The following is a 24,249-nucleotide window of genomic DNA, read 5'->3' as shown; positions in this document are numbered from 1 at the left end:
CCAGTGATCTGGCGCGTCCGCCTCGCGCGTATCAGACCATGCGCGGAAGGACATCGGTCGGGCCGCCTTTGTCCATCAGCCTGTGCTTCAGCGCTCCCAGCACGTGAAATCCGATCAGCACCAGAATGGCGTAAGCGCCGTATCGATGCAGCGTTTGAAAAACCACGAAGGCATTGTCGTCTTTCGAAAGCAGTTCCGGCAGATGCGAAATCAGGAAAAACGGCACGCCGTCACTCTGGGAGAAGCTGCTGGAAAGCGAATAACCGAGCAGGGGGACGAGGAAAGTCAGGAGAATGAGAAGCTTGTGTACTGCGTGTGAGATAATTCTCTCCCACCGTGCAAGGGCCGAAGGCGTCGAAGGCATGATCTTCGCGTAACGCCAGCGAAGCGCGAGATGGACGAGCGCGAGCAACCAGACGAGAACGCCGAACTGCTTGTGGTTTGGGTAGAAGATCGAGGCGGTGGCCATGTCGCTTTCCGGCAGGCGCGTCATATACCAGCCCGATGCGATGAGCCCGATGATCAGGGCGGCTCTCACCCAGTGCAGACAGCGGATCGGCAAGGGATATTTTACGGTCGCGCGGCTCTCGGTGTTGATGTGTGACATCGCAATATCTCCGTGATGAATGTCTATCGGGCCGGATGGGCTCTGGCGAATGAAAAAGACGGGCTCAATGGCCCGCCTTCACGTTTTTGAGGGCAAGGAAAACGGCTGCCGAGAGCAGGCCGACCAGCGTGCCGGCTGCGGTCAGCAGAACCGCATGCGCCTGGGAAAAGGCACTCTTGCCAGCGGCCACCAGTGCCGCAGCGACGTCTTGCGGCAGCTTGCCGGCCAGGACATAGGTATCTCCGATCGAATGGCTTGCAGCATCCGCGAGCCCTGCCGGAATGCCGGCCGGAAGCACCAGCGCGCCCATGTAGATTGCCGACAAGGCGACGCCGAAGAAGGTGATGCCGAGGCCGGCGCCAAGCTCGTAACCGGTTGCCTCGAGCGAACCCGCGGCACCGGCCTTTTCAGCCTCTACGGCCCCCATGATCGCGATGGATGAGGCGGTGAGGCCGATGCTGAGCGACAGTCCTAGCAGCACCAGGCATGCGGGCACGATGAGGCCCGGATCATGGAAGTCGGATTGCGCCAGCGCCACAAGGCACAGCGCCGCGATCAGAAGGGAGGCGCTTGCCACCGTTCGAAGGCCGAGCCGGTTCGACAGGAAGCCGGCAAGCGGACCTCCGACGGCTGCGGCAACCATGATGGGCAGCATGAAGAGGCCGGCCTGCAGCGGAGACTTGCCGAGAACAAATTGCAGCTCCTGCGCAAGCGTCAGCTCCACGCCCGCCAGTGCGCCTGATGTGATGATGGCCATGCCGACACCGGTGACGATGGCGGGGCGGGAAAAGAGCGTGACGTCCAGCATCGGCTCTGCGACCGAAAGCTGGTTGCGCACGAAGATCGTCAAAGCGGCCGCGCCGATGAGGAATGCCAGCACGACGATCGCAAGCGGCTCCTTGCCACCGAAACCGGTTTTGACGGCAAAGACCAGTCCGATGATCCCGACGATCAAAAGCAGGGCCTGGCTTATCTGCCACTTGCCCGGAGAGACGATTTCCTTTTCCGGCAGGATTAAGGCGATGATCGGCATGATGACGAGCACCACGGGAATGTTGATGAGGAAGACCGATCCCCACCAGAAATGCTCGAGCAGGGCGCCGCCGACCAGTGGACCGACCGCGGCACCGGCGGCTCCGACCGTACCCCAGAGGCCAAGGGCCATCGCGCGCTCGCCCGGGTCTTCAAATGTGCGCCTGATGATACCGAGGACGCAGGGCATGATCATCGATGCGCCGAATGCAAGCAGGATACGTCCGACAATCAACATCCACGGGGTTAGCGAAAACGCAGCCACGACAGAGGCGATGCCAAAGACGAACAGGCCGGTGAGCAGCATTTTCCTGTGGCCGATCCGGTCGGCGAGGGTTCCCATCGGCACGAGCAATCCGGCCATGAGCAGCGAATAGATATCGATGATCCAAAGGACCTGTGTGGTCGATGCCTGCAGCGCCAGCGTCAGCGACGGCACGGCGATATGAAGGATTGTCATGTCGAGCACGACGGGCAGAAATGCCAGCATGACCGCAATGAGAATAACCCACCGGCGCGCGTGAAGCGCGGAGTGTGGAGTGACTTTTTTCGGGTCGAGAGACACCGTCATTGTTTTCACCATCAGAATGCTTGATCGCGCAAGATGGTCGCCGCGGTGAAGGCGACGACCACTTCCGCAGCCTGGACGTTATTGGCCGCGTTTTGTGACTTCATGGAGGACGTGTGGAGAATATGTGGAGATGGATGTCGGCCGACAATGCGCGGTGACCATGGTCAGGAGACCGGCTGGCCAAGCGAAATCTCGAACATGGCGCCGCCTTTTGCGGATGGTGCGTAACGTATCTTGCCGCCGTGAGCCTCGACGATGGCGCGAACGACGGAGAGACCGAGCCCGTTGCCGCCCTTTTCCTGTGGGCCGGTCTGGATGCCCCTCCTGAACGGCTCGAAGGCCCAGGGTTCGATGTCGCCGCCGAGACCGGGGCCTTCATCCACGACCCGCAGGAGCGTGATGTGATTTTCAACCCCGAGTGTTATGTCGATGTCGCCGCGCACGGCGTGACGGCGTGCATTCGTGACAAGGGCAAGGAGAGCTTGGCGAATGCGCATCGCATCGGCTTGCACCACGATATCGGAGAGGCTGAGCCGAAGTTCGAAACCATCCTCCCGCAGCTCCTGTTCCAGCAGGCCGGCAAGCTGCTCGATTTCCGCCTTCAGCCGCACCGGTTGGATGCGCAGGTCGAGATGGCCGCTATCGGCAAGCGTGACGGTGCGCAGATCCTCGACAAGCCGGGCAAGCGAATCCACCTGCAGCACCAGCCCTTGAAGAGATGTCTCGTCGGGTTCGAATACGCCATCGATCATGCCCCGCAGGCGGCCTTTGAGGATGGTGAGCGGCGTGCGCAACTCGTGGGCGATAGTGGCGTTCCACAGCTTCATATCCGCCGCCATGTCCTCGAGACGCTGCGCCATGGCATTAAAATCCTCGACGAGATGGGCAGTTTCCCCGAGCGAATGATCGCCCGGCAGGGCGCGCGCGGAAAGATCGCCATCCTTGATGCGCCTTGCGCTTTGGGCGAGCGATTCAAGCGGCTGGAGAATACGCCGGGTCAAGCGGACCGAGGCGATGGCGGCAACGATGAGCGCGATGAAGATCAGGACCGAGAGGATGATGAAGTCGACCCCCGTCAGCCAGCTGTCCTCGCTTTCCGACCAGGGCGAAAAATAAAAGATGATGCTGAAGGCGATATAGGTGCCGAAAAAGACCACCAACCCGGCAACCACGGTCATCGATGACATGGCCAGCAATATCTGCCGGCTGAGGCCTTTTTTCAGCATCATGGCTCGACCGCCAGGCGATAACCGACACCGCGAATGCTGGCCAGCATGCCCTCGCCACCCGCCTGATCCAGTTTCTTGCGCAACTTGCTGAGATGGCTGTCGATCGTGCGGTCGAGCGCATCCGAACCGGGCAGGCAAGCGTCAACCAGCTCGCTGCGGGTGAAGACCTTGGTTGGTGTTCGCGCCAGATGCGCCAGCAGCCGGAACTCGGTCAGCGTCAGCGACAGGCGGATGGTTTCTCCGTCCTTGTCGATCTTTGCCTGATAGCTGTCGAGATCAATGGTCAGATTGCCGACGCGGACGACGGCGCCCGCCTGGGAGAACCCGGCGCGCCTGAGCACCGCCTTGGCCCGCGCGACGACTTCGATGGGGTTGAACGGCTTGACGATATAATCATCCGCGCCGATGCGCAGTCCCTGAAGACGATCGACATCCTGATCCAGCGCCGTGACCATGATGACGGGTGTGTGGCCGCGCCTTTGTATCTCCGCCAGAACCTCCCAACCGTCCAGTCGTGGCATGGTGACGTCAGCCAGAACGATATCGGGTTTGAGGGCGCGGTGGAGTTCGAGAGCCACCTTGCCGTCACGGGCATGCACCGTGCGAAAACCCTCGCGGAGAAAATAGGCTTCGAGGATGCCGGCGATTTCCATGTCGTCTTCAGCGATCAAAACTAGTTCAGCCATCGTCTTCAAACTCCTTGATACTTCCATGCCACCGAACGTCGGCGCCGTCGAGTATCGGGCGTTGGCCTCCATAAACCCGCAACAAAACCTCCACAAAGCCCCCACGCTCAAATTCTAGATGATCGCCAGCAAACAGGTAGTTTAAGAATTGGATGGTGGACACTCATGCGACGCGGATCACGCTTCTGGAAACTTGGCGCATTGTGCCTGCCGATCATGCTTCTTTATGGCTGTAGCGACAACGGCCAGAGCGAAAGCGGTGCCGCCGTGGTGGCGGCGCCCGCACGCGTCAGTGTCATGACCGTCGAGCCGGAAACGGTGACGGTTTATGATGAGTTGCCCGGCCGGGTGTCGGCCTATCGCACGGCGGAAATCCGGGCGCAGGTGGGTGGCATCATCCAGAAAAAGTTCTTCACGGAAGGCGCATTCGTAGAAGCCGACACGCCACTCTTCCAGATCGATCCCGCACCGTTTTCCGCTGATGTGGATGCGGCCGCCGCCGTGCTCGCGCGTGCGGATGCGGAACTGCTGAATGCGCAGGTGAAGTATGAGCGGGCCAGATCCCTTTCTTCGCGCGAGATCACCAGTGCGGAATCCTTCAACAACGCCACGGCGGCTTTGGCGCAGGCAAAGGCGAATGTCGCGGAAGCGAAAGCCATTCTGGCGCGGCGAAAGCTGGAGCTCTCCTATGCCACCCTGAGAAGCCCGATCAGCGGGATGATCGGTCAGTCGTTCATGAGCGAGGGCGGGCTTGCCTCTTCCTCCGCAACCGCACCATTGGCTGTCATCCAGCAGATTGACAAGGTCTATGTCGATGTCCGCCAGTCGGCCATGAGCTTGGAGACATTGCGCGATACGGCATCCGAGGCGGGCGCACAAAACCCGGATGAGCTGCCGGTCAAGATCATGACCATTGCCGGCAAACCGTTTGTTCATGACGGGAAAGTGCTGTTCTCCGATATTTCAGTCGATAGCGCCACGGGCAGTCTCGGCATTCGCATCCTCGTTCCGAACCCCGAAGAACAGCTGCTTCCAGGCATGTATATCCGCGCCATGGTGCCGCGTGCCATCTACGGCGCCGCGATCCGGGTGCCGCAGGAAGCAATCATCCGCGATCCGGCCGGGCGTCCGCAGATCGTCGTTATCGGCGCAGACAAGACCGGTGCGCGCCGCACGGTGGAACTGGGGCCGCTTGCCGACGGTCGATACATCGTCACGCACGGTCTTTCCGCCGGAGAGACCATCATTGTGCTGGGGCAGGATCGTGTCCAAAGCGGACAGCCGCTCGAAACATCGCCCTTTTTCCCTGCCGCCCCAGAGACAAGAACCTAAGGAGCGGACACACCATGCCGCAGTTTTTCATCAACAGGCCGGTTTTCGTCTGGGTTGTCGCCATTCTGATCGTGATCGCTGGCGTGATGTCCATCCCGCAGCTGCCCGTCTCGCGTTTTCCCGTCATCGCCCCGCCCAGCGTGTCGATCTACGCCACCTATACCGGCGCGACGCCGCAGACGATCAATGACAGCGTGACCAGCCTGATCGAACGCGAACTTTCGAGTGCGAAAAACATCCTCTATTTCGATTCATCGGCCGATTCCTCCGGTTCCGCCACCATCACCGTCACCTTCAAGCCGGGCACCAATCCCGAACTTGCCCAGGTGGATGTGCAGAACCGGCTGAAGGCCGTGGAGCCGCGCTTGCCGGAACAGGTTCGCCGCGCCGGCCTGACCGTGGAATCGGCATCGTCGGGATTCCTGATGATCGTGTCGCTGAAATCGAAGGACGGTTCGCTCGATGCGCTCGCCCTAGACGATTATCTCGTGCGCAACGTTGCGCCGGAACTGAAGCGCGTCGCCGGCGTCGGCCGCGTGCAATCCTTCGGTTCGGAAGCGGCGATGCGCATCTGGCTCGATCCGGTCCGCCTTGTTGCACATTCCATCTCGATGGCCGAGGCGACGCAGGCGATCCAGCAGCAAAATATCCAGGTCGCCCCCGGCCGTCTTGGTGAATCCCCCACCGTGCCGGGCCAGAAGGTCAGCGTGCCGCTCAATGTCAGCGGCCAGTTGCAGACGCCGGATCAGTTCGCGCAGATCATTCTCCGCTCCAATCCCGACGGTTCCCGGCTGACATTGGGCGACGTGGCGACAATCGAGGTCGGCTCGCAGACATCAAGCTTTTCCATCCTCGATGGCGGCAAGCCGGCGACGGCAGCTGCCATTCAGATGATGCCCGGCGCCAATGCGGTGAGCACCTCCACCGGTGTGCGCGAACGTCTGGCCGAGCTTTCAACGACCATGCCGGAGGGAATGGAATATGCCATTTCCTACGATACCGCGCCTTTCGTGAAGGTTTCGATCCAGAAGGTCGTTCAGACGCTTGCCGAAGCCATGGCTCTGGTTTTCCTGATCATGCTGCTGTTCCTGCAGAACCTGCGTTACACGCTCATTCCGGCCATCGTCGCGCCTATTGCTCTTCTCGGTACATTCGCGGTGATGCTGGCAATCGGTTATTCGATCAACGCGTTGACCATGTTTGGCATGGTTCTCGCAATCGGCATCATTGTCGATGATGCCATCGTCGTGGTCGAAAATGTCGAGCGTCTGATGGCGACGGAGGGGCTTTCGCCGCTCGATGCGACCCGCAAGGCAATGACGGAGATATCCGGCGCCGTCATCGGCATCACGCTTGTCCTGACGGCGGTTTTCCTGCCCATGGGCATGGCCTCCGGTTCGGTGGGTGCGATCTACCGGCAGTTTACCGTGTCGATGGCCGTATCGATCCTGTTCTCGGCATTCCTGGCGCTCAGCCTCACGCCGGCACTATGCGCGACCCTGCTGAAGCCGATCAGTCACGATCACCATCAGAAAAAAGGCTTCTTCGGCTGGTTCAACCGCGCCTTCGAGCGACTGACGGCACGTTATGCCGGCTGGGTCGCCATCCTCATTCGCAAGACCGGACGGGCGATGGTCGTCTACGTCGCTATCATCGCAGCGGTCGCCTATGGCTATGGCACGCTCTCTACGGCTTTCGTGCCGGATGAAGATCAGGGCTCCTTCATGACATCCTTCACCCTGCCGGCGAATGCTACCGCCGAGCGCACACGCGTCGTCGTCGACCTCTTCGAGAACCACGTCAAGACGAGGCCGGATATTGCCAATAATCTGACGATCATGGGCTTCGGTTTCTCCGGTTCCGGGCCGAACACCGCCATGTCCTTCACCACATTGAAGGAGTGGGGTGAGCGCAAGACGAGCGTGGATGAGGAAGTGAGCGCCGCGACAGAGGCGATGGCCGCCGCAGACGAAGGGCAGATTTTCAGCCTCAAGCCACCCGCAATCGACGAACTCGGCACGACATCCGGTTTTGCCCTGCGGCTTCAGGATCGCGCCAATCACGGTGAGAAGGCACTTGCCGAGGCTGTCGCGCAACTGACCCGGCTTGCAGCGGAAAGCAAGCTTGTGTCGGATGTCCGCGTCGATGGCCTGCCCAGCGGCACGAGCGTCACCCTGAATGTGGACCGTCAGAAAGCCAGTGCGCTTGGCGTTTCCTATTCGACCATCGCCGATACGCTGGGTGGGGCCATCGGCTCGACCTATGTCAACGATTTCCCGCGTGACGGCCGCCTCCAGCAGGTGATCGTGCAGGCCAAGGCCGCAAGCCGGATGCAGGTGGATGACGTGCTCAACCTCCACGTTCGCAACGATGCCGGTAAGATGGTGCGCCTTTCGGAAATCGTGGAGCCGGAATGGTCGACAATGCCACTGCAATTCACCCGCTATAACGGTTATCCCTCTGCCAGTATTTCCGGTGCGGCCGCATCGGGCGTCTCCAGCGGCAAGGCCATGGAGGAAATGGAACAGCTCGCAGCCAAGCTGCCCAAGGGTTTTGCGGTCGAATGGACCGGCCAGTCGCTGCAGGAACGGCAATCCGGTGCGCAGGCGCCGATGCTGATGGCGTTCTCGTTCCTCATCGTTTTCCTCGTTCTGGCTGCGCTTTACGAGAGCTGGACGGTGCCGCTTTCCGTCATGCTCGTCGTGCCGCTCGGTGTTATCGGCGCTGTCATTGCCGTGCATCTGCGCGGTCTGGAAAACGACGTCTTCTTCAAGGTCGGCCTGATAACGCTTATCGGGCTTTCGGCGAAAAATGCCGTGCTGATCGTGGAGTTCGCCCGAAAACGCCAGCAGGAGGGGCAGGGGCTCATGGATGCGGTCATCACCGCTTCACGCCTGCGTCTGCGGCCGATCGTGATGACCTCGCTCGCCTTCACCCTCGGCATCGTGCCGCTGGTGATCGCCAAGGGAGCAAGTTCTGAAACGCAGAACGCCATCGGCACCGGTCTTTTCGGCGGCATGATCTCGGCGACCGTGCTGGCGGTGCTCTTCGTTCCCGTCTTCTACGTCGTCGTGGCCCGTTTTCGCCGTAGCTGATCCTCAAACGGCAGGCGTTCCTGAACCGACGGGAACGCCTGCCGCCGACATTCCCTAGATCACCGAATAATCCACGGCCCGGAGATCCTCGATCAGGCCCGGCCCATTCGTCGTCCAGCCCAGTTTTTCCCGCGTCAAGGCGCTGGACGCCCGGAGATCCATCGCCGCGAACAGGGCGAACCAGCCGAAATGGCCGGCGGCCTCTTCCTTCCCTATAGAAACGAGGGGCAGCCCAAGGCCATGCGCAACGACCTCGGCAATGTCACGCACGACGACGCCTTCCTCGGCCACGGCATTATACCGCGCACCCCGTTCGGCCCGAACCATCGCCTTAACGTAGAGCTTCGCCACATCTTCCACATGACCTGCCGACCAGCGATTAGCGCCCTCTTCGACATAGGCGACGACACCCTTGCCGCGCGACATTTCGATATAGGGCGAGATGAGCCCCTGTTTTACCGTGTCGTGCACCTGCGGAAGCCTGACGACACCTAGATTGATGCCCGCCTGCAATTGCTCCTGGCCTGCCAGTTCCGAGGCTATGCGCGGATTGAAGTGATGCGTGTCGAACACATCTTCACGTGCGGGTTCGCCATTGCCGGGATCGCCCATGCCGACCCCTGACGTGATGAGCAGCGGCCTGTCGGAACCCGCCAGAACGGAGCCGAGTGCCGCGATCACACGGCTATCCTTTCCGCAATTGGCTGCGAAATTCGCGAAATCATGGTCAAAAGCCGTATGGATGACGGCGTCTGCATTCTCGGCGCCGCGAGCAAGCAATGCTGCATCTTCCAGCGTTGCAATATGGGCCGAGGCCCCGGCCGCCTGTAACTCTCTTGCTCCGGCGTCCGAGCGGGTAAGGCCGATCACCTCATGTCCACCGGCCAGCAATTCACGACGAATCCGGGATCCGATGAACCCCGTGGCACCTGTCAGAAAAACACGCATACACATCTCCCGCGTTGACGGGGGAGGTGATCCCATGAATAATTGTCCTGTTAAAGTAGTGACGTTATCATGGTATAATTACCAACAGGATGCGGAAAGCAATGACCGACAATGCGCTCAGCACTTTCCTGCGTGATCGCCGCATGCGGCTCGATCCCACGACTTTCGGTTTTCCCATCGGCCGCCGCCGCACGCCGGGCCTGCGCCGGGAGGAGGTCGCCCAGCGCGCCAATATCAGCCCAACCTGGTACACCTGGCTCGAGCAGGGTCGCGGCGGCTTGCCTTCGGTGGATGTGCTCGATCGGATCGCGAAAGGCTTGATGTTGACCGATCCCGAGCGCGATCACCTGCACATCCTGGCCTTCGGGCATCCGCCCGAGCAGCGTTACCGCCAGTCAGAGACGATAACGCCTCGGTTGCAGGGTGTGCTGGATGCCATGCCGTTCAGCCCCGCCATCATCAGAACGGCGACATGGGATGTGCTGGCATGGAACCGCGCCGCCGCCGTCATCCTCACGGATTACAGCAAGCTGGCCAGGGAGAACCGCAATATCCTGCGTCTGGTATTCTCCGATGAACGGGTGCGCTCCGCCCAGGAGGACTGGCGCAATGTCGCCCGTTATGTTGTCGGTGCATTCAGGGCGGATGCCGCACGCGCCGGCGCGGGGGCGGGTATACAGCAACTGGTCGAGGAGCTTTCGGCCGCCAGCCCTGAATTCAAGGCCATGTGGGATGACAACGAGGTCACGAGCATGCATGACGGCGTCAAACGCCTCCACCACCCGGTCCTTGGAACCATCGCGCTGGAATTCTCAAGCTTTTCAGTCGAGGGACGCTCCGATCTCAACATGATGGTTTACAATCCCGCAAATCCCGAAATGGCTGAACGCTTTCGCTCGCTGATTTCAGACAGCGTTTAGCGACGCGTTTGATGAGTTTCGAAACGCCCCGGGAGGGCGAGCAGCCACGAACTGGTGGAAATCCGCTTTGTCGCAGAAATTACAGCCGGCAGGGGGCGTCGAAACAGGTCAATCGGCATCTCGCGAATTCACATGGAATCGGACGATACCCATTTGTTCCGGCCGGTCTGTTTGGCGCTAAGCAGTGCGGCGTCCGCCCGTTCCAATACGCTGCTCACAGTTCCTGCGCTCGGTGCCGTTGCGATGCCGATGGATATGGTAACCGGGTCGAGCAGGCGGCCTCTGTAGGTGAAGGGTGCCCGCTCGACGGCGTGCCGGAGTTTCTCCGCAAGCCTGGTTGCATCCTCGATGCCTGCATCTGGTATCAGCACGGTGAATTCCTCGCCGCCGAACCGGAACAGCGCGCCCTGATCGCCAATTGCTTCCGAAAGCACCTGGGCGACATATTGCATCACTGCGTCTCCGGCATCATGGCCGAAGCGGTCGTTGAAGCGCTTGAAATGGTCGATGTCCAGCATCAGGCAGGCAAGCGAACCGGTTGGCTTCTCGATGTGCCGGTTCAGCGCCTCGTCGAGTGACCGGCGGTTTAGCAGACCGGTCAAGGCGTCCTGCCTTGCCATGCCAACCAGCCGCTTGCGAAGCTGGAGGTTTGCGACGGCAAGGCCGATATTCTCGGCGAGAAGTTCCAGATACAGCCGTTCCGTCTCCAGCGTGTCGTTCCTCTGTGGAATTTCGAGATATAGCAAGCCAACGGTTTCGCCGAGCGCAGTCAGCGGTATGCACAGGCCGGTCCCAAAACTCCCATGAAGATGATGGCAGACGACGTCGTCGCCATCAGGATTGCTGGCGTGCGGACGTCCGCGACGCAGAGCCCAGCAATCGTCGATCAAAAATTCCGGGGCGGAAAACGAAGGGTCGGACCATTGTCCGGTCGATTGGAGAAGCGAACTGTTTTCCTTGAGCACAAGCAGGCGGCCGGCAATGTCGGGGAAGATCTGCGGCATGAATTTCGACACGACGTCGGATAATTCATCCTGATTCTGACATGCCTGAATGCGATGCATCATCTGCAGGATCAGGTCCTTGATGCGCTGGTTCCGGCGGTGCTCCGCGTCGAGCCGTTCCCGCTCCAGCCCGTTGCTGCGGAAGATCCTGATAGCCTGGTTCATTTCCCCAATTTCGTCGCGACGCCCCTCATCGGGCACCTCGATACTGTAATCCTGCCGGGCAAGGCGCATGACGATATTGCTCATTCTGATCAGCGGGGCGGCAACGCGTCTGGTCAGGACGAAGTAGAGCACGGCCACAAACATCAGGGCGGTCAGGGCAAGCATCACCTTGGCGATCGATCCGTAGAAATCGCTTCGGCTTTTGGCCTGGTCGACGGTTGCCTGCGTGCGGGCAGCAACAGTGTCTCTCAGCGTCGCGACGTCATTCAGCAGCCCCGTATGGAGTTGATAATACTCATTACCGAACAGGACCTGTTGTGCATCGTTCTGGCGCCCGGCGCGATAGAAACCTATGGCCTCGCGCTCCATCGTATCCAGTGCATCGGCGCTCTTTTTTATATTCTGAAATAATCCTGCCTCTTGCGGTGAAACACCGCGCGCGGCGAGTTTATCCAGGCTGTTTTCAAGGTGCTTTTCCTGGTCTTCGTCGACATAGAATTTTGCCAGATGCTGCTCCTCGCCGCGCATGACGTACAGCCGTGCCTCCTCGGTGCGCTCATCCGCGATGATCGCCAGTTCCTCAGCAAGATCGCTCACGTCGAGATGATCCTGAATTGCCGCCCTCTCTTGAGAAGCGCTTCTGGCTGACAGAATGAATGTGGTCGCCGATACGGTTGTGAGTATCAGGGTCACGGCATAAGCCAGGTTCGTGATGGTGCTAAGTCGCATAATGGCGCCGTCTGCTTGCCGCGCGGTTTTTTAAAAAACCCGGCGGTGGGTCCAATTCCAGAGTCTCGTTGTTCTAGGACATATCGTCAAACGGGAAATCAGCAAGCGGTTAACCATCGATTTGATCTGTCGCGCGATAGACTGGAAAGTCGTGAATCCGGAGGCTTTTGAAAAGCTCTGCGCCACCCCGGCACTATATTTCACGCGGCATCACGAAGCCGTGAAACCTTTCGAGGCATCGTTCGTTTAGCGCCCATGAGTGACAAAGACGCAGGACCGAAACCGGTCGTTGGTGCCGACGAGACTGGCACCCAAACCGCATCCCAACAGGATGCTCCTGACACCGATGAGCCGCCTCCGCCGGAGGAGATGGAACCCGCTTCGGACTTGACCCCGGAGCAGGCGGAGGAGGTTCGCAGGAAATATCTGCTGAAACGCTTCTGGATCAGCGCACGCGGGTTCTGGAGTCGTCGCGGCGATGCGCTTGCATGGCCGTTCACGCTCGGACTATTGGCGATGATCGGCATAAATGTCGCCTTCCAGTATGGTATCAACGTGTGGAACCGCGGCATTTTCGATGCCATCGAAAAGCGGGACGCATCGACGGTCTATTTCCTCGCCTCGATTTTTCCCCCACTTGTGCTGGGCAGCGTCTTCATCGTCACCTCACAGGTCTATGTGAGAATGCGTATTCAACGGCGCTGGCGTTCCTGGCTCACAAAGGCGCTCCTTGGTAGGTGGATTGCAAATGGCCGCTACTACCAGCTGAACCTGATCGATGGTGACCACCAGAATCCCGAAGCACGGCTCTCGGAGGATATGCGGATTGCGACGGAGGCACCGGTGGACTTTGTGTCCGGTGTCATCGCGGCCTTCGTGTCTGCCTCCACCTTCATCGTTGTCCTGTGGACGATTGGCGGTGCTCTGACGCTGTCGATCGGCGGCGTGTGGATCACGATCCCGGGCTTTCTTGTCGTCGCGGCCGTTATCTATGCGGCCATCACCTCCACATCCATTGCCTTCATCGCCCGCAATTTCGTCAAGGTTTCCGAAGTCAAAAACCAGGTCGAGGCGGAATTCCGCTATACGCTCACGCGCGTCAGGGAAAATGGCGAGAGCATCGCCCTGCTTGGCGGCGAGGAGGAAGAAAGAAGCGATCTCGACAAGAGGTTCGGCAATGTCCGGCGGCAGTGGCGCCTCATGGCGCAACAATACATGCGGACAACGGTCGTCTCGAACGGATCGATGCTGATCGCGCCCGTCGTGCCGCTTCTCCTGTGTGCTCCGAAGTTTCTCGATGGAAGCATGTCGCTCGGTGAAGTCATGCAGGCGGCTTCCGCTTTCACGATTGTCCAGTCCGCCTTTGGCTGGCTGGTCGACAACTATCCGCGTCTCGCCGACTGGAATGCCTGTGCCCGACGTGTTGCCTCGCTGATGATGTCGCTCGATGGTCTCGAACGGGCTGAAAAAAGCGATGCGGTCGGCCGTATCGTGCGCGGTGAGACGGAAGGGGAAACAATGCTCAGTCTCAAGGATGTTTCCGTTTCTCTGGGTGACGGCACGGCCGTCGTCAAGGAGACGGACGTCGAAATTGGCGCCGGAGAGAGAGTGCTGGTGTCTGGAGAGTCGGGCTCGGGCAAGAGCACGCTGGTCCGGGCTATTTCAGGTCTTTGGCCCTGGGGTGGAGGGAGCGTCAACTTTCGCGCCGACAGCCGGTTGTTCATGCTGCCGCAAAGGCCATATATCCCCGCTGGCACCCTTCGTCGCGCCGTCTGCTATCCGCAACCAGCCGAAAGCTGGACGTCGGAAGAGATTGGCGCTGCGCTCGACAAGGTCGGCCTCGGTCAGCTCAAGGGCAAGATCGAAGATGAGGCGCCCTGGGACCAGACATTGTCGGGCGGCGAAAAACAACGGCTGACTTTCGCGCGCCTGTTGCTGAACGCGCCCGATATCATCGTCATGGACGAGGCGACGGCCGCTCTTGACGAGAAAAGTCAGGACAGGATGATGCAGACGGTGATCGAAGAACTTCCCGATGCCACGATCATAAGCGTGGCGCACCGTGCCGAACTGGAAGCCTTTCATAGCCGAAAAATTACACTGGAACGCCGGGAAGGCGGCGCAAAGCTCGTCAGCGACATTGAACTCATTCCACGGAAAGCGAGGGCGGGTTCCATGCTTCGCAGAATGGTGAAGCGCAAGTGAGTCGATCCGAGGTTTTTTGACCTAGAGTCCAATCTCATATGCTGCGTCGTGGGTGGCCACAAACGCTTCTCCAGACGCCGTCACCCAGCCGCGGAACATGCCCGGTGTATTGTATGGAGCGGCGATGCCGCCTTCCGCATCGATCGCCACTAGCCCCGCACCTATATCATGGGGAGCCAGATCCTTGTGCACGAGATTGCCAGCAGCGGTCTGCAGGTCCTGCCCGAGATAGGCGACGCGGGACGCGATCTCATGGCCAACGACGTAACGGATGAAAAACTCACCCTTGCCAGTGCCGGAAACCGCGCAGGCTCCGTCCCGCGCATAGGTTCCCGCACCGATTACCGGGCTGTCACCCACCCGGCCGTCCGGCTTGTTGGTATAGCCGCCGGTGGAGGTGGCCGCGGCAAGGTGCCCCGCCGCATCGAGTGCAACCGCACCCACTGTTCCATGCTTTTCGTTTTCCGTCGCTTCCGTACCCGTGGCTGCATGGCGCTTCATGGCCGCCAGCGCCTCGAGGCGTTTTTGCGTCGTGAAATAAAATTGAGGTTCTGTGGCCAGATCCTTTTCTTCGGCAAAGCGATCCGCGGCCTCTCCCGTCAGATAGACGGCACGTTCATCCACCATCAGCGCGCGAGCCGCCTTCACAGGATTGCGAATGGCGCGGGATGCGCTGATCGCGCCTACCGCCAGCGTGGCCCCGTCCATGATCGAGGCATCGAGCTCGTGAATGCCGTTTTCGTTCAGCGCCGCTCCGTGGCCTGCATTAAAATGCGGGCTGTCCTCCATGACGACGACCGCCGCCTCGACGGCTTCGAGCGCGGTACCGCCCGCCTTCAGCACGTCATAACCGGCGCGCAACGCCGCTGCCAGATCATCGCGGGCCGCAGCCCATTCCTGGGCGGTCATGCTGTCTTCCGGCATCACGCCACAACCACCGTGAATGGCCAGTGCGATCTTCGTCATATGCTCACTCCCTCGTCGCCCTGCCACAGGCAGTGCCTCTTACAATCAATGAAAGGCGATATCGCCGATGACCCGCACGCGAACCCGCCGCGCACCGCCAGGCAGATAGGCAATCGGGATGTCCTCCACCTCAAGCGTCTTGAGGCTTGCCCGCTCCGCGCCAGATGCAACCGCCGCGTTCTGCGCCTCGGTCTCGGCTTTCGCAAGAGCCTCATCGCGGCTCAGGCCGGAAAAGACCTGATCGACCTCGCCGGAAACCTGCGCCATGGCCGCGCCCAGCGCATTGGCAACACCGGCATTTTCCACGCGTAGCACTTCCGACGCGCCCGGGACCGTCTCGGGGATCAGGAACGCCCCGCCGCCGACGGCAACCAGCGGAACATCTTCGGCCGAGGTCTTCATTTGATCGAAACTGTCCGCCACCATGTCACGGATGCGCTGGAGTGTGGCCTGCACTAAAGCCGGATCGAGGCCTTTTACGCGATCGCGGTCGCCCATCTCGATAAGGCCGGTGGCCACCGCAATATCCGATGTCGTCAGTGTCTCGCCGCCGAAAACACGGGCTTCCTTCAAGATGCGATAACCGACCGAGCGCGGACCGATCTTGCCCGTCTCAGGGTCGACGATGGTGCCGCCGCCGAGCGCAATCGGCAGAAGATCGGGCATGCGGAAGAGTGTGCGTACCCCGCCAATATGAACAATATTGTTCGCCTCGCGCGGAAACCCGCCGACAAGGCAGCCGATATCGGAGGTGGTGCCGCCGACATCCACCACCATCGCATCGGAAAGACCGGTGAGGAAGGCCGCACCGCGCATCGAATTGGTCGGGCCGGAGGCGAAACTGTGCACGGGGTTGGTGGCGGCGACATCCGCAAGCGCCACGGTGCCGTCATTCTGGGTCAGATAGAAGGGCGCCTTCACGCCCGCTTCGCGCAGAGCATCCGAAAATGCCTGAACCGTGGTCTTCCCGAGCGTTTGCAGCGCTGCGTTCAGAAGAGCGACGTTCTCGCGTTCCAGAAGTCCGATGCGGCCAAGCGTATGGGAGAGCGTGATGCGTGCATCAGGTATCACCGAACGCACGATCTCCGCCGCCTTCACCTCGCACTCCGTCGTCAGCGGCGAGAAGGTTGCCGAAATGGCGATGGAGGTGATGCCCGCATCGCGGATTTTCATCGCCGCTTCACGGACTTCATCGGGAACCATGGGCACCAGCGGGCTGCCGTCATATTCATGGCCGCCATGGACCATGAAGATCAGTGGATCGACGGCGTCGCGAAGATCCCCGGGCCAGTCACACATGGGCGGCAGCGAAGAACCCGTTGGCAATGCAATGCGGATCGCCGCAACCCGCTCAAGCCGGGCGCGTTCCACCACGGCATTGGTAAAGTGCGTGGTGCCGATCATCACAGCATTGATCGGCCGGTCGGCCGCGCCGACATAGCCCGCCACATGAGCGAGAGCCGCCTTCACACCAGACAGGACATCCTGCGTGGTCGGGACCTTGATGGAAGCGACGATGGTGTCTCCATCGATCAGAACGGCATCCGTATTGGTGCCGCCAACGTCAATACCGATGCGTTTCATGGGAATACCGATCTGAAGTCAATGTCATAACCGAAGGCGCGCGGGCCGACGGCGGCGATGCCGGCAGGCGTCGTCAAAAGTTCCGGCGCGGGCAGGGCGACAACCGTGACACGCTGGCCGTAACGCACGGATTCCGTGCCGATGGCGCCGCCCGAGACAGTGTCGAGAAGGCAAAGCAGGTCCGGCGTCATGGCGACAGGCTGGCCATCGCGGAAGGCGACCGCCCATTCGTTCTGGAAGGCCAGCTCCATGCGCGAACCGCGGTCGGCATCGATGCCTTCAATGGTCGTGCTGCCGCGCAGGAAACCACCGGTGGTCTCACGCGCCACATCCACCACCTTGCCCCGGAACAGCTGCTTGCCGCCCTCGTGGTTAAGAACCGCCTGAACCGGATCGTCATGGCGCGCACGCGCCTCCATCACCGCGCGCCCAAGGTCAGTCGCTTTGGTGACGGTGTAGTGAATGCCCCATTCCTTCACTTCCTTGCCGGTGCGCGGCGCCTTGCAGGTGGCGGCCGTGGAGCCGACTTCGGTGCAGACCTTGCGCGAGATGCGCTCCATCCATTTCCACGAAGCAGCCCGCGTCACGATCACCTCATTGTCGCGCACATCGACCAGCGACAGCGGGAACATAGGCAGGTTGCCGATGGCGAAGGATGTCATCTGCGCTTCCGGATAGGCGCGTCCCATGGCATCGGCATTAACGACCGGCCGGTCGAGCACGGCGGCGGCGAGGAAAGACGACAGCGCATTGGAGCCGCCGATCTCCACGCTCATGATCGCCCGGAACGGCTTGCCGAGATAATCCTCCATCACCTCGACGGCACGGGCGAGATGCACGGGATCCCCCAGCCGCTCCTGACCGACAAGCGGCGCCCCCATCTTGGAGACGACGGCGACCATATCGTCATCGGCGAGCGCCATGGGATCCATGACTTTTACCCGTCTGCCCTCCGCATAAAGACGACGCAGATTGAGCGTCGAGATATAGGGATTGCCGCCACCGCCGGTTCCCAGAATCCAGGCGCCGGTGGCCAAAGGTTCGATATCGTCTTCGGAAAATTCCTGGATCATGCGTCATCCTCGGGCATGCCACAGCCTTTCCGGCTGCAGGCGATGCTCCTTCCCTTTGAAGTTCCAAGTCTGGCCAACCCCGCCTTTGTGGCGGGGCCGGTTTTCATCAGGCGGAACTCACTCCGCCTTGCAGTCCCAATGGAAGTTGGAGAAGTTCAGGTCCCAGCTTTGCATGGGAATGAACTCGTAACCCTGAAGGCACTTGTTCGCCGCATAACGGCGGTTCGGCGCAACCGCCCAGACGTCAGGCTGAAGGTCAACGATCTTCGTCTGCAGCTCCTTGTAGGTGGCGTTCTGCTCGTTGACATCGGTTGTGGCGCGGACCTTGTCGATCAGCCCGTCGATCTCCGCATTCTGCAACCATTCCATCGACATCCAGGTACCGGACGCCTTGGAATGATACTGGTTGTAGAACATCGAATCCGGCGACGGATAGGTCGGCGAGATGTTCACCTGCGTCGATGCAGGCGTCGTTTCGGGCTTGGAAGAAAGCTCGACGATACGGTTCCAAGGCTCCGGCTTGATATCGAGCGTGATGCCGATCTGCTCGAGGCTCGATTGCAGAAGCAACGCCACTTCCGCCTCGAAGGCGAGCGACGCGACATAGCTGTTGACGAGCGTGATCTTCTGACCGGCATATTTCGACTTCGCCAGCTCTTCCTTGGCCTTTTCCAGATCGTAGACACCGGGCTGGATATCCCCATTATGCGCGTCCTTGAACGCGTCAGAGAGCGGGCCCTTCATATCGAAGCCCGGATAGATCACTTCCTGGATCGTCTTGTAGTCGGTCGCATAGGCGATCGCGCGGCGGACGTGGACGTCGTCGGTCGGATAGACCTTGGTGTTGAGCTTGATGACGAAACCGCCGGCGGTGCGGGTCTGGATCAGCTTGTAACCCTTCATCCGGCCGATGGATTCATAGGTGTCATTGCCAAGCCCGTGCGAGGAAAGGCCGAGTTCACCCTTTTCCGCCAGCGCCTTGACGGTGGCGTCGTCGCTGGTCTGCACGAAGCGCACTTCGTCGATCGGCTTGCCCTTGGTCCAGCCGAGGAAATAATCGGCATTGCGGGCAATGACCATATCGGCGGAACGATTGTAGCTGACGAGCTTGTAGGGGCCGGAGCCGGCGGAATGTTCGCCGACATAGGCCTCACCCCACTTGTCTTCGGGCTTGGCATTGGCTTCGATCAGCGTCTTGTTCATCGCCATCATCAAGGGCGTCGCCGCCATGAAGGGCGAGAACTGGCGCTCGATCTTCATCACCAGCGTCGCATCGTCAGGGGCAGTGACGTTTTCGGGCTTGAGCACGCCGACGATGAGGTTCGACGGGCCCTTGTTGATGCCGAGCAGGCGCTGGATCGACCAGGCAAGATCGGCAGCCTTTACCGCCGTTCCGTCCTGGAATTTCGCATCGTTGCGCAGGTGGAAGGTGTAGGTCAGGCCGTCGTCGGAAATCTCCCAGGATTTCGCCAGATGCGGCACGATTTCGCCCTTGGCGTTCACGGTGGTCAGACCGTCATACATGTTCACGATGGCCATGTAACCGGTGTAGTCAGTCACTTTCGCCGGGTCGAGCGAGCTGAATATCTGCATGGTGTTGACCGCGACCGACACCTTGTCTTCCGCAAGAGCTGCGGAAGAGATAAGCGGCAACGCGAGCGCCGTGCCGAGCGCCAGTGCGGCGAGACGGGAAGAAAGTACAGGCATTTTCATTATCGTTCTCCTCTTTATTGCGGGTCATCGGCCCGCTTATGGTTAGGCAGTCTTGCTGACCGGAACGGGCAGCGGTGAGAAAGGAATGTCCGGGTAACCGAAGGCCGCCGGCCCGACGACCTCTAGAGCGCGGGCGCTGCGCAGCAGGTCGTGGCAGGGGATGGCGATGACGGCCACACGCTGGCCATAGCGCAGCACTTCGGTGGTGATCGGATAACCGGTGTCGACATCGAGCAGGACGATCAAATCAGGCACCGTCACTTCCACCTTGCCGTCACGGGAAAACAGCAGGAATTCGTTCTGGATGGCGACGCCCGCCGTCTGTCCGGCGCAGTCGTCGAAGCCTGACAGCGTGAGATCGCCGATTGCGAAACCGCCGCGAAGATGGCGCTTCAGATCGGTGATCTTGCCGTTGAAGATTCTCCGCCCGCCTTCGAGCGCGCAGACTGCGGCAATAGGGTCTTCCTGCTGTTTGCGGGCACGGATCACCGCCTCACCGATGGCGATCGCCTTGGTATAGGTTTTCGGAATGCCATATTGGTGCACGTAGTGCGCCTGCATCGGCGCGGTCGCCAGCATTGCGCCGCCGCCCTGCGAGACGACGCAGGCGCGCGCCATGCGCTCATGCCAGACTTCGGAAACGGCGTGGCTGAAAATGACGGCATTGCCGTGCAGATCGCACATCACCGATGGCGTGGAACTATGGCCGTAGATGGAGAATGTGGTCATCTGCATTTCCGGAAATGCCCGGCCCATGCCGTCGCAATCGAGGATCGGCAGGCCGCCGAGCGCCGCCGTCACCAGCGGGTTCATGGAATTGGAACCGCCGATTTCCTCGCAGACGATGGCGTCGACGGGCGTGCGGATCAGCTCTTCCATCGCCCGCAGGCAGCGCAGGCCTTCGCGCCCTTCGCGAATGCGCTCGACGCCGACGACGGGCGCGCCGATGCCGCCGATGGACATGCAGAGCGCATCCGGCTCGATGGCATCGGTTGCGAGGATCTTCATCTCGTAACCGGCTTTCATGGCCTCCAGCGCCAGCAGCTTGCCGAGATAGGGATTGCCGCCGCCACCCGTGCCGAGAATACCGGCACCGATTTCCAGCGCGTCGAGATCTTCACGGGTCAGCGTCCGCAATGCCGCGTCGTCATATTTCAGCTTGCGTGTCTCAGCCATGATTGGCTCCCATTTCTCCAACAACTTTCACATGAATGCGGGTGGCATTGCCGGGCAGGTAAGCCAGCGGCATGTCCTCGCGCTCGATCACTTCGAGCGTTTCGGCAACCGCACCGGCGGCAACCGCCTTTTCGCGGGCCTCCGCTTCTGCCTCAGCCAGTGCGCTTTCGCGCGTGCGTCCATCGACGAGTGAGAAGACCCGGTCGGTCTCACCGCTGATCTGCGCAATGGCCGCGCCAACGGCATTGGCCACCGAAAAATTCTCAGGCCGGATGACCTCAAGATCACCGATGCGATCCGGCATCAGGATGGAACCGCCGCCAACGGCGATAACCGGCACCGGTGACGACGAGATGCGGCTGCGCTCCACGCAGGCTTCAAGCATGTCGTTGATCTTGCTGACGGCAGCGTCCACGAGCTTTTTATCAAGGCTGGAGACCAGCTTTTTTTCGCCAACGTTGGCCTTGCCGGAGGCAACCGCGATATCGGTCGCCGTCAGGGTCGAGCCACCGAAGCAGAGCGCCTCGCGGCGGACGCGGTAACCGACGGATTTCGGGCCGACAGTCAGGCCATGGTCGCCATTGACCACGAGGGAACCGCCGCCGAGACCGATGGAGAAAACGTCAGGCATGCGGAAATTGGTGCGCACGCCGCCAATATCCACCGTGGTCGAGGCCTGACGCGGGAAACCGTGGGAAAGCGAGCCGACGTCCGACGTGGTGCCGCCGACATCCACGACGACGGCATCCTTGAGACCGGTGAGGAAGGCCGCACCACGCATGGAGTTCGTCGGACCGGACGCGAAGGTGAGCACGGGGAAACCGCGCACCACATCAGCGGCCATCAGTGTACCGTCGTTCTGGGTGATATAGAAAGGGCAGGTGATGCCCGCAGCCTTCAGCGCTTCGCCGAAAGCCGCAACCGTTCGGTCGGCAAGCGATAGCAGGCTGGCATTCATGATTGCAGCACTTTCCCGTGCAAGGAGGCCATGGCGACCTATATCCTTGGACATCACCACCGGCAGACCAGGGCAGCGTTCCTGAAGGATTTCCTTCGCTCGCAGCTCCATCGCATCGTTGATGCCGCTGAAAACGCAGGTGACGGCAGCGGCCTTCAGGCTCTTGGCGCGAATATCGGCGGCGATGCGAACGATCTCGTCCTCATCGAGCGGCGAAATTTCGCGACCGTCGAATTCGTAACCGCCGCGCACCTGATAACCGTGATTGCCGACGATTTCCCGGAGGTCATCCGGCCAGTCGACCATGGGCGGCAGGCCAGCGCCGGAGGGCAGGCCGAGCCGGATGGCGGCCACCTCGTCCATATGCCGGCGCTCGATCACCGCATTGGTAAAATGCGTGGTGCCGATCATCACGGCGCCGATGCGGGCCCTGTCTATGCCCGACGCCTCGATGACCTTTTCAAGGGCTTCGATGACGCCTGACGTCACATCCTCTGTCGTGGAGGCCTTCACCCCCGCCAGAACGGTTTTATCCTGCAACACAACGGCATCGGTATTCGTGCCGCCGACGTCAATTCCAACGCGATACACGTCAGGCTCCTCTTTCATCAATCGGTCGTTTTTACGAGGAAGCGCATGCGCTCCTCCTCGGTCACGGTGGGTTTAAGACGTTCTTCCTCGTCGGTGACGACGGGGATGGCCGCGATCAGGGCGCGGGTATAGGGATGCGACGGCTCGGCAAAGACCGCCGACGTCACACCCTCCTCGACAATCTCGCCGCGCAGCATGATGGCGATGCGCGAGCAAAAATTGCGCATCAGCGACAGGTCGTGCGAGATCATCAGATAGGTCAGGCCAAGCTCTTCGCGCAGCTGCAACAGGAGGTCGATCACCGTCTTCTGCACGGAGACATCGAGCGCTGCCGTCGGCTCGTCGAGGATGAGGATTTTCGGCTCCGCAGCCAGCGCCCGGGCAATCGCCACGCGCTGCTTCTGGCCGCCGGAAAGCTCATGCGGATATTTGCCGAGATAGGATTGCGGCAGCCGCACCAGCCCCATCAGTTCCTGCATGCGGCTTTCACGCGCCTGCCCATCCATGCCGATGGATTTCAGCGGCAGGGCAAGCGTCTGTTTCACCGTGCGCTTCGGATTGAGCGAGGTGCCCGGATTCTGATAGACGATCTGCGTCAGCCTCTTGCCGCGCGCAGGCGCCGGGGCATCAATGACAAGATTGCCAGACGTGGGACGCGAAAGGCCCATGATCATGCGCGCAACCGAGGTCTTGCCGGAGCCGGATTCACCCGCCAGGCCGAAAACCTCGCCTTCCTTCAGGGTCAGGTTCACATCCCGCACGGCGTGATAACCGTTGCGTCTGCCGTAAATCTTGTTCAGCCCTTCAATCGTCACGATGGGCGAGCGCTTGCTTTGCGCCAGATCGGTGACTCGTGGGCCATAAAGCGGCGGCACGGCATCCAGCAGCGACCGCGTGTAATCTTCGGCGGGGGTATGCAGGATTTGCGTGCATGGACCGGTCTCGACGATATCGCCGTGATGCATGACCACGACCCGGTCCGCCACCTTGCGCACGACACCGAGATTGTGGGTGATCATCAGCAGCGCCATGTTTTCTTCGGCGACCAGCTGGTTGATGAGGTTGAGGATTTCATCCTGCGTCGTCACGTCGAGCGCCGTGCCGGGCTCATCGGCGATCAGGAGCTTCGGCTGGTGCAGCAGGGCAAGTCCGATCAGCACGCGCTGACGCATGCCGCCCGAAAGCTCGGACGGATAGGCATTCATCACCCGTTCGGTATCGGCGAGCTGTACCCGGCGCAGCACCGCAGCGATGCGGTTGCGGCGCTCCGCCTTCGACGAGTTGACGCCGTCGCGCTTGTCGGCAAAACGCATGACATCATCGAGATGCGTGCCGATCTTGAAGACCGGGTTGAAGGACGATAGCGGATCCTGCATGATCAGCGAAAACGCCGTGCCCTTCAGCGCCTCGCGCTCCTTGCGCGGCATGGACAGCACATCCCGGCCATCGATGACGATCGCGCCGGAGGTGATCGCGGCATTCTTCGGCAAAGTGCCGATGATCGCCTTGGCGGTGACGGACTTGCCCGATCCGGTTTCACCGATCAGCGCCACGCGCTCGCCGGCGGCAACGGTGAAGGCGACATCGCGCAGAACCTGCCGCGTGCGGCCGTAATTGGCGAAGGTGACGTTGAGGTTTTCGACTTTGAGAAGCGGTTCAGTCATG

General features: G+C 60.8%; 17 protein-coding genes. 4 read left to right on the top strand and 13 right to left on the bottom strand.

Translation table 11 applies throughout. From position 1 onward, the window contains the following. Positions 1–31: 31 nt before the first annotated feature. The 4 genes from O8B93_RS09970 to O8B93_RS09955 form a co-directional block, all read right to left on the bottom strand. A complete protein-coding gene (locus O8B93_RS09970; RefSeq protein ID WP_269709649.1) occupies positions 32–607 on the bottom strand; it encodes a cytochrome b in 576 nt (191 codons plus the stop codon). A gap of 64 nt (positions 608–671) precedes the next feature. Beyond that, on the bottom strand, positions 672–2,210 hold the full coding sequence (locus tag O8B93_RS09965) for an MFS transporter (RefSeq protein ID WP_269709648.1): 1,539 nt from the start codon (positions 2,208–2,210) through the stop codon (positions 672–674). 164 nt (positions 2,211–2,374) lie between these two features. Beyond that, complete coding sequence (locus tag O8B93_RS09960) at positions 2,375–3,439, bottom strand: ATP-binding protein (protein WP_269709647.1); 1,065 nt, start codon at positions 3,437–3,439, stop codon at positions 2,375–2,377. After that, entirely contained in the window at positions 3,436–4,125 is a 690-nt protein-coding gene (locus tag O8B93_RS09955) for a response regulator (protein ID WP_269709646.1), read from the bottom strand. The genes O8B93_RS09960 and O8B93_RS09955 overlap by 4 nt, the downstream gene beginning before the upstream one ends. Positions 4,126–4,290: 165 nt before the next feature. On the opposite strand from O8B93_RS09955, the gene O8B93_RS09950 reads away from it, so the two are divergent. Together O8B93_RS09950 and O8B93_RS09945 are read left to right on the top strand one after the other, a co-directional pair. Then, the gene (locus O8B93_RS09950) at positions 4,291–5,457 is read left to right on the top strand and encodes an efflux RND transporter periplasmic adaptor subunit (protein WP_269709645.1); all 1,167 of its coding nucleotides are present in this window, start codon (positions 4,291–4,293) and stop codon (positions 5,455–5,457) included. A 14-nt stretch (positions 5,458–5,471) separates the two neighbouring features. Beyond that, positions 5,472–8,552 carry a multidrug efflux RND transporter permease subunit gene (locus O8B93_RS09945; protein WP_269709644.1) on the top strand — a complete coding sequence of 1,027 codons (3,081 nt, stop codon included), beginning with the start codon at positions 5,472–5,474 and terminating at the stop codon, positions 8,550–8,552. A 54-nt stretch (positions 8,553–8,606) separates the two neighbouring features. On the opposite strand, the gene O8B93_RS09940 is transcribed toward O8B93_RS09945, so the two are convergent. Continuing rightward, positions 8,607–9,500: an SDR family oxidoreductase gene (locus O8B93_RS09940; RefSeq protein WP_269709643.1), complete on the bottom strand. Its 894-nt coding sequence runs from the start codon at positions 9,498–9,500 to the stop codon at positions 8,607–8,609. Positions 9,501–9,601: 101 nt separating this feature from the next. Here O8B93_RS09940 and O8B93_RS09935 point away from each other — a divergent pair, with 101 nt between their 5' ends. Further along, the gene (locus O8B93_RS09935) at positions 9,602–10,420 is read left to right on the top strand and encodes a helix-turn-helix transcriptional regulator (RefSeq protein WP_269709642.1); all 819 of its coding nucleotides are present in this window, start codon (positions 9,602–9,604) and stop codon (positions 10,418–10,420) included. 128 nt (positions 10,421–10,548) lie between these two features. On the opposite strand, the gene O8B93_RS09930 is transcribed toward O8B93_RS09935, so the two are convergent. Next, positions 10,549–12,318 (bottom strand): diguanylate cyclase, encoded by a 1,770-nt coding sequence (locus O8B93_RS09930; RefSeq protein WP_269709641.1) that lies wholly within the window; start codon positions 12,316–12,318, stop codon positions 10,549–10,551. A gap of 255 nt (positions 12,319–12,573) precedes the next feature. Between O8B93_RS09930 and O8B93_RS09925 the strand changes: the two genes are divergently transcribed. Further along, positions 12,574–14,523, top strand: a complete 1,950-nt coding sequence (locus tag O8B93_RS09925) for an ABC transporter ATP-binding protein/permease (protein ID WP_269709640.1) — start codon at positions 12,574–12,576, stop codon at positions 14,521–14,523. A gap of 21 nt (positions 14,524–14,544) precedes the next feature. On the opposite strand, the gene O8B93_RS09920 is transcribed toward O8B93_RS09925, so the two are convergent. The 7 genes from O8B93_RS09920 to nikE form a co-directional block, all read right to left on the bottom strand. Beyond that, a complete protein-coding gene (locus O8B93_RS09920; protein ID WP_269709639.1) occupies positions 14,545–15,489 on the bottom strand; it encodes an isoaspartyl peptidase/L-asparaginase family protein in 945 nt (314 codons plus the stop codon). Positions 15,490–15,534: 45 nt separating this feature from the next. Then, positions 15,535–17,073 (bottom strand): hydantoinase/oxoprolinase family protein, encoded by a 1,539-nt coding sequence (locus tag O8B93_RS09915; RefSeq protein WP_269709638.1) that lies wholly within the window; start codon positions 17,071–17,073, stop codon positions 15,535–15,537. Then, a complete protein-coding gene (locus O8B93_RS09910; protein ID WP_269709637.1) occupies positions 17,070–18,146 on the bottom strand; it encodes a DUF917 domain-containing protein in 1,077 nt (358 codons plus the stop codon). Before O8B93_RS09910 ends, O8B93_RS09915 begins: the two co-directional genes overlap by 4 nt. Before the next feature lie 117 nt (positions 18,147–18,263). Further along, positions 18,264–19,859 (bottom strand): ABC transporter substrate-binding protein, encoded by a 1,596-nt coding sequence (locus tag O8B93_RS09905; protein ID WP_269709636.1) that lies wholly within the window; start codon positions 19,857–19,859, stop codon positions 18,264–18,266. Between the two features lie 42 nt (positions 19,860–19,901). Further along, entirely contained in the window at positions 19,902–21,035 is a 1,134-nt protein-coding gene (locus O8B93_RS09900) for a DUF917 domain-containing protein (protein ID WP_269709635.1), read from the bottom strand. Next, complete coding sequence (locus O8B93_RS09895) at positions 21,028–22,584, bottom strand: hydantoinase/oxoprolinase family protein (RefSeq protein ID WP_269709634.1); 1,557 nt, start codon at positions 22,582–22,584, stop codon at positions 21,028–21,030. Before O8B93_RS09895 ends, O8B93_RS09900 begins: the two co-directional genes overlap by 8 nt. Positions 22,585–22,601: 17 nt before the next feature. Further along, positions 22,602–24,248 carry a nickel ABC transporter ATP-binding protein NikE gene (gene nikE, locus O8B93_RS09890; RefSeq protein ID WP_269709633.1) on the bottom strand — a complete coding sequence of 549 codons (1,647 nt, stop codon included), beginning with the start codon at positions 24,246–24,248 and terminating at the stop codon, positions 22,602–22,604. Between the last annotated feature and the right edge of the window lies 1 nt (position 24,249).

Source organism: Martinezella rhizogenes (assembly GCF_027460065.1).
GTDB lineage: Bacteria > Pseudomonadota > Alphaproteobacteria > Rhizobiales > Rhizobiaceae > Agrobacterium > Agrobacterium rhizogenes_C.
The sequence above is the reverse complement of the archived record's forward strand: the minus strand, read 5'-3'. Positions and strand labels throughout refer to the sequence as shown.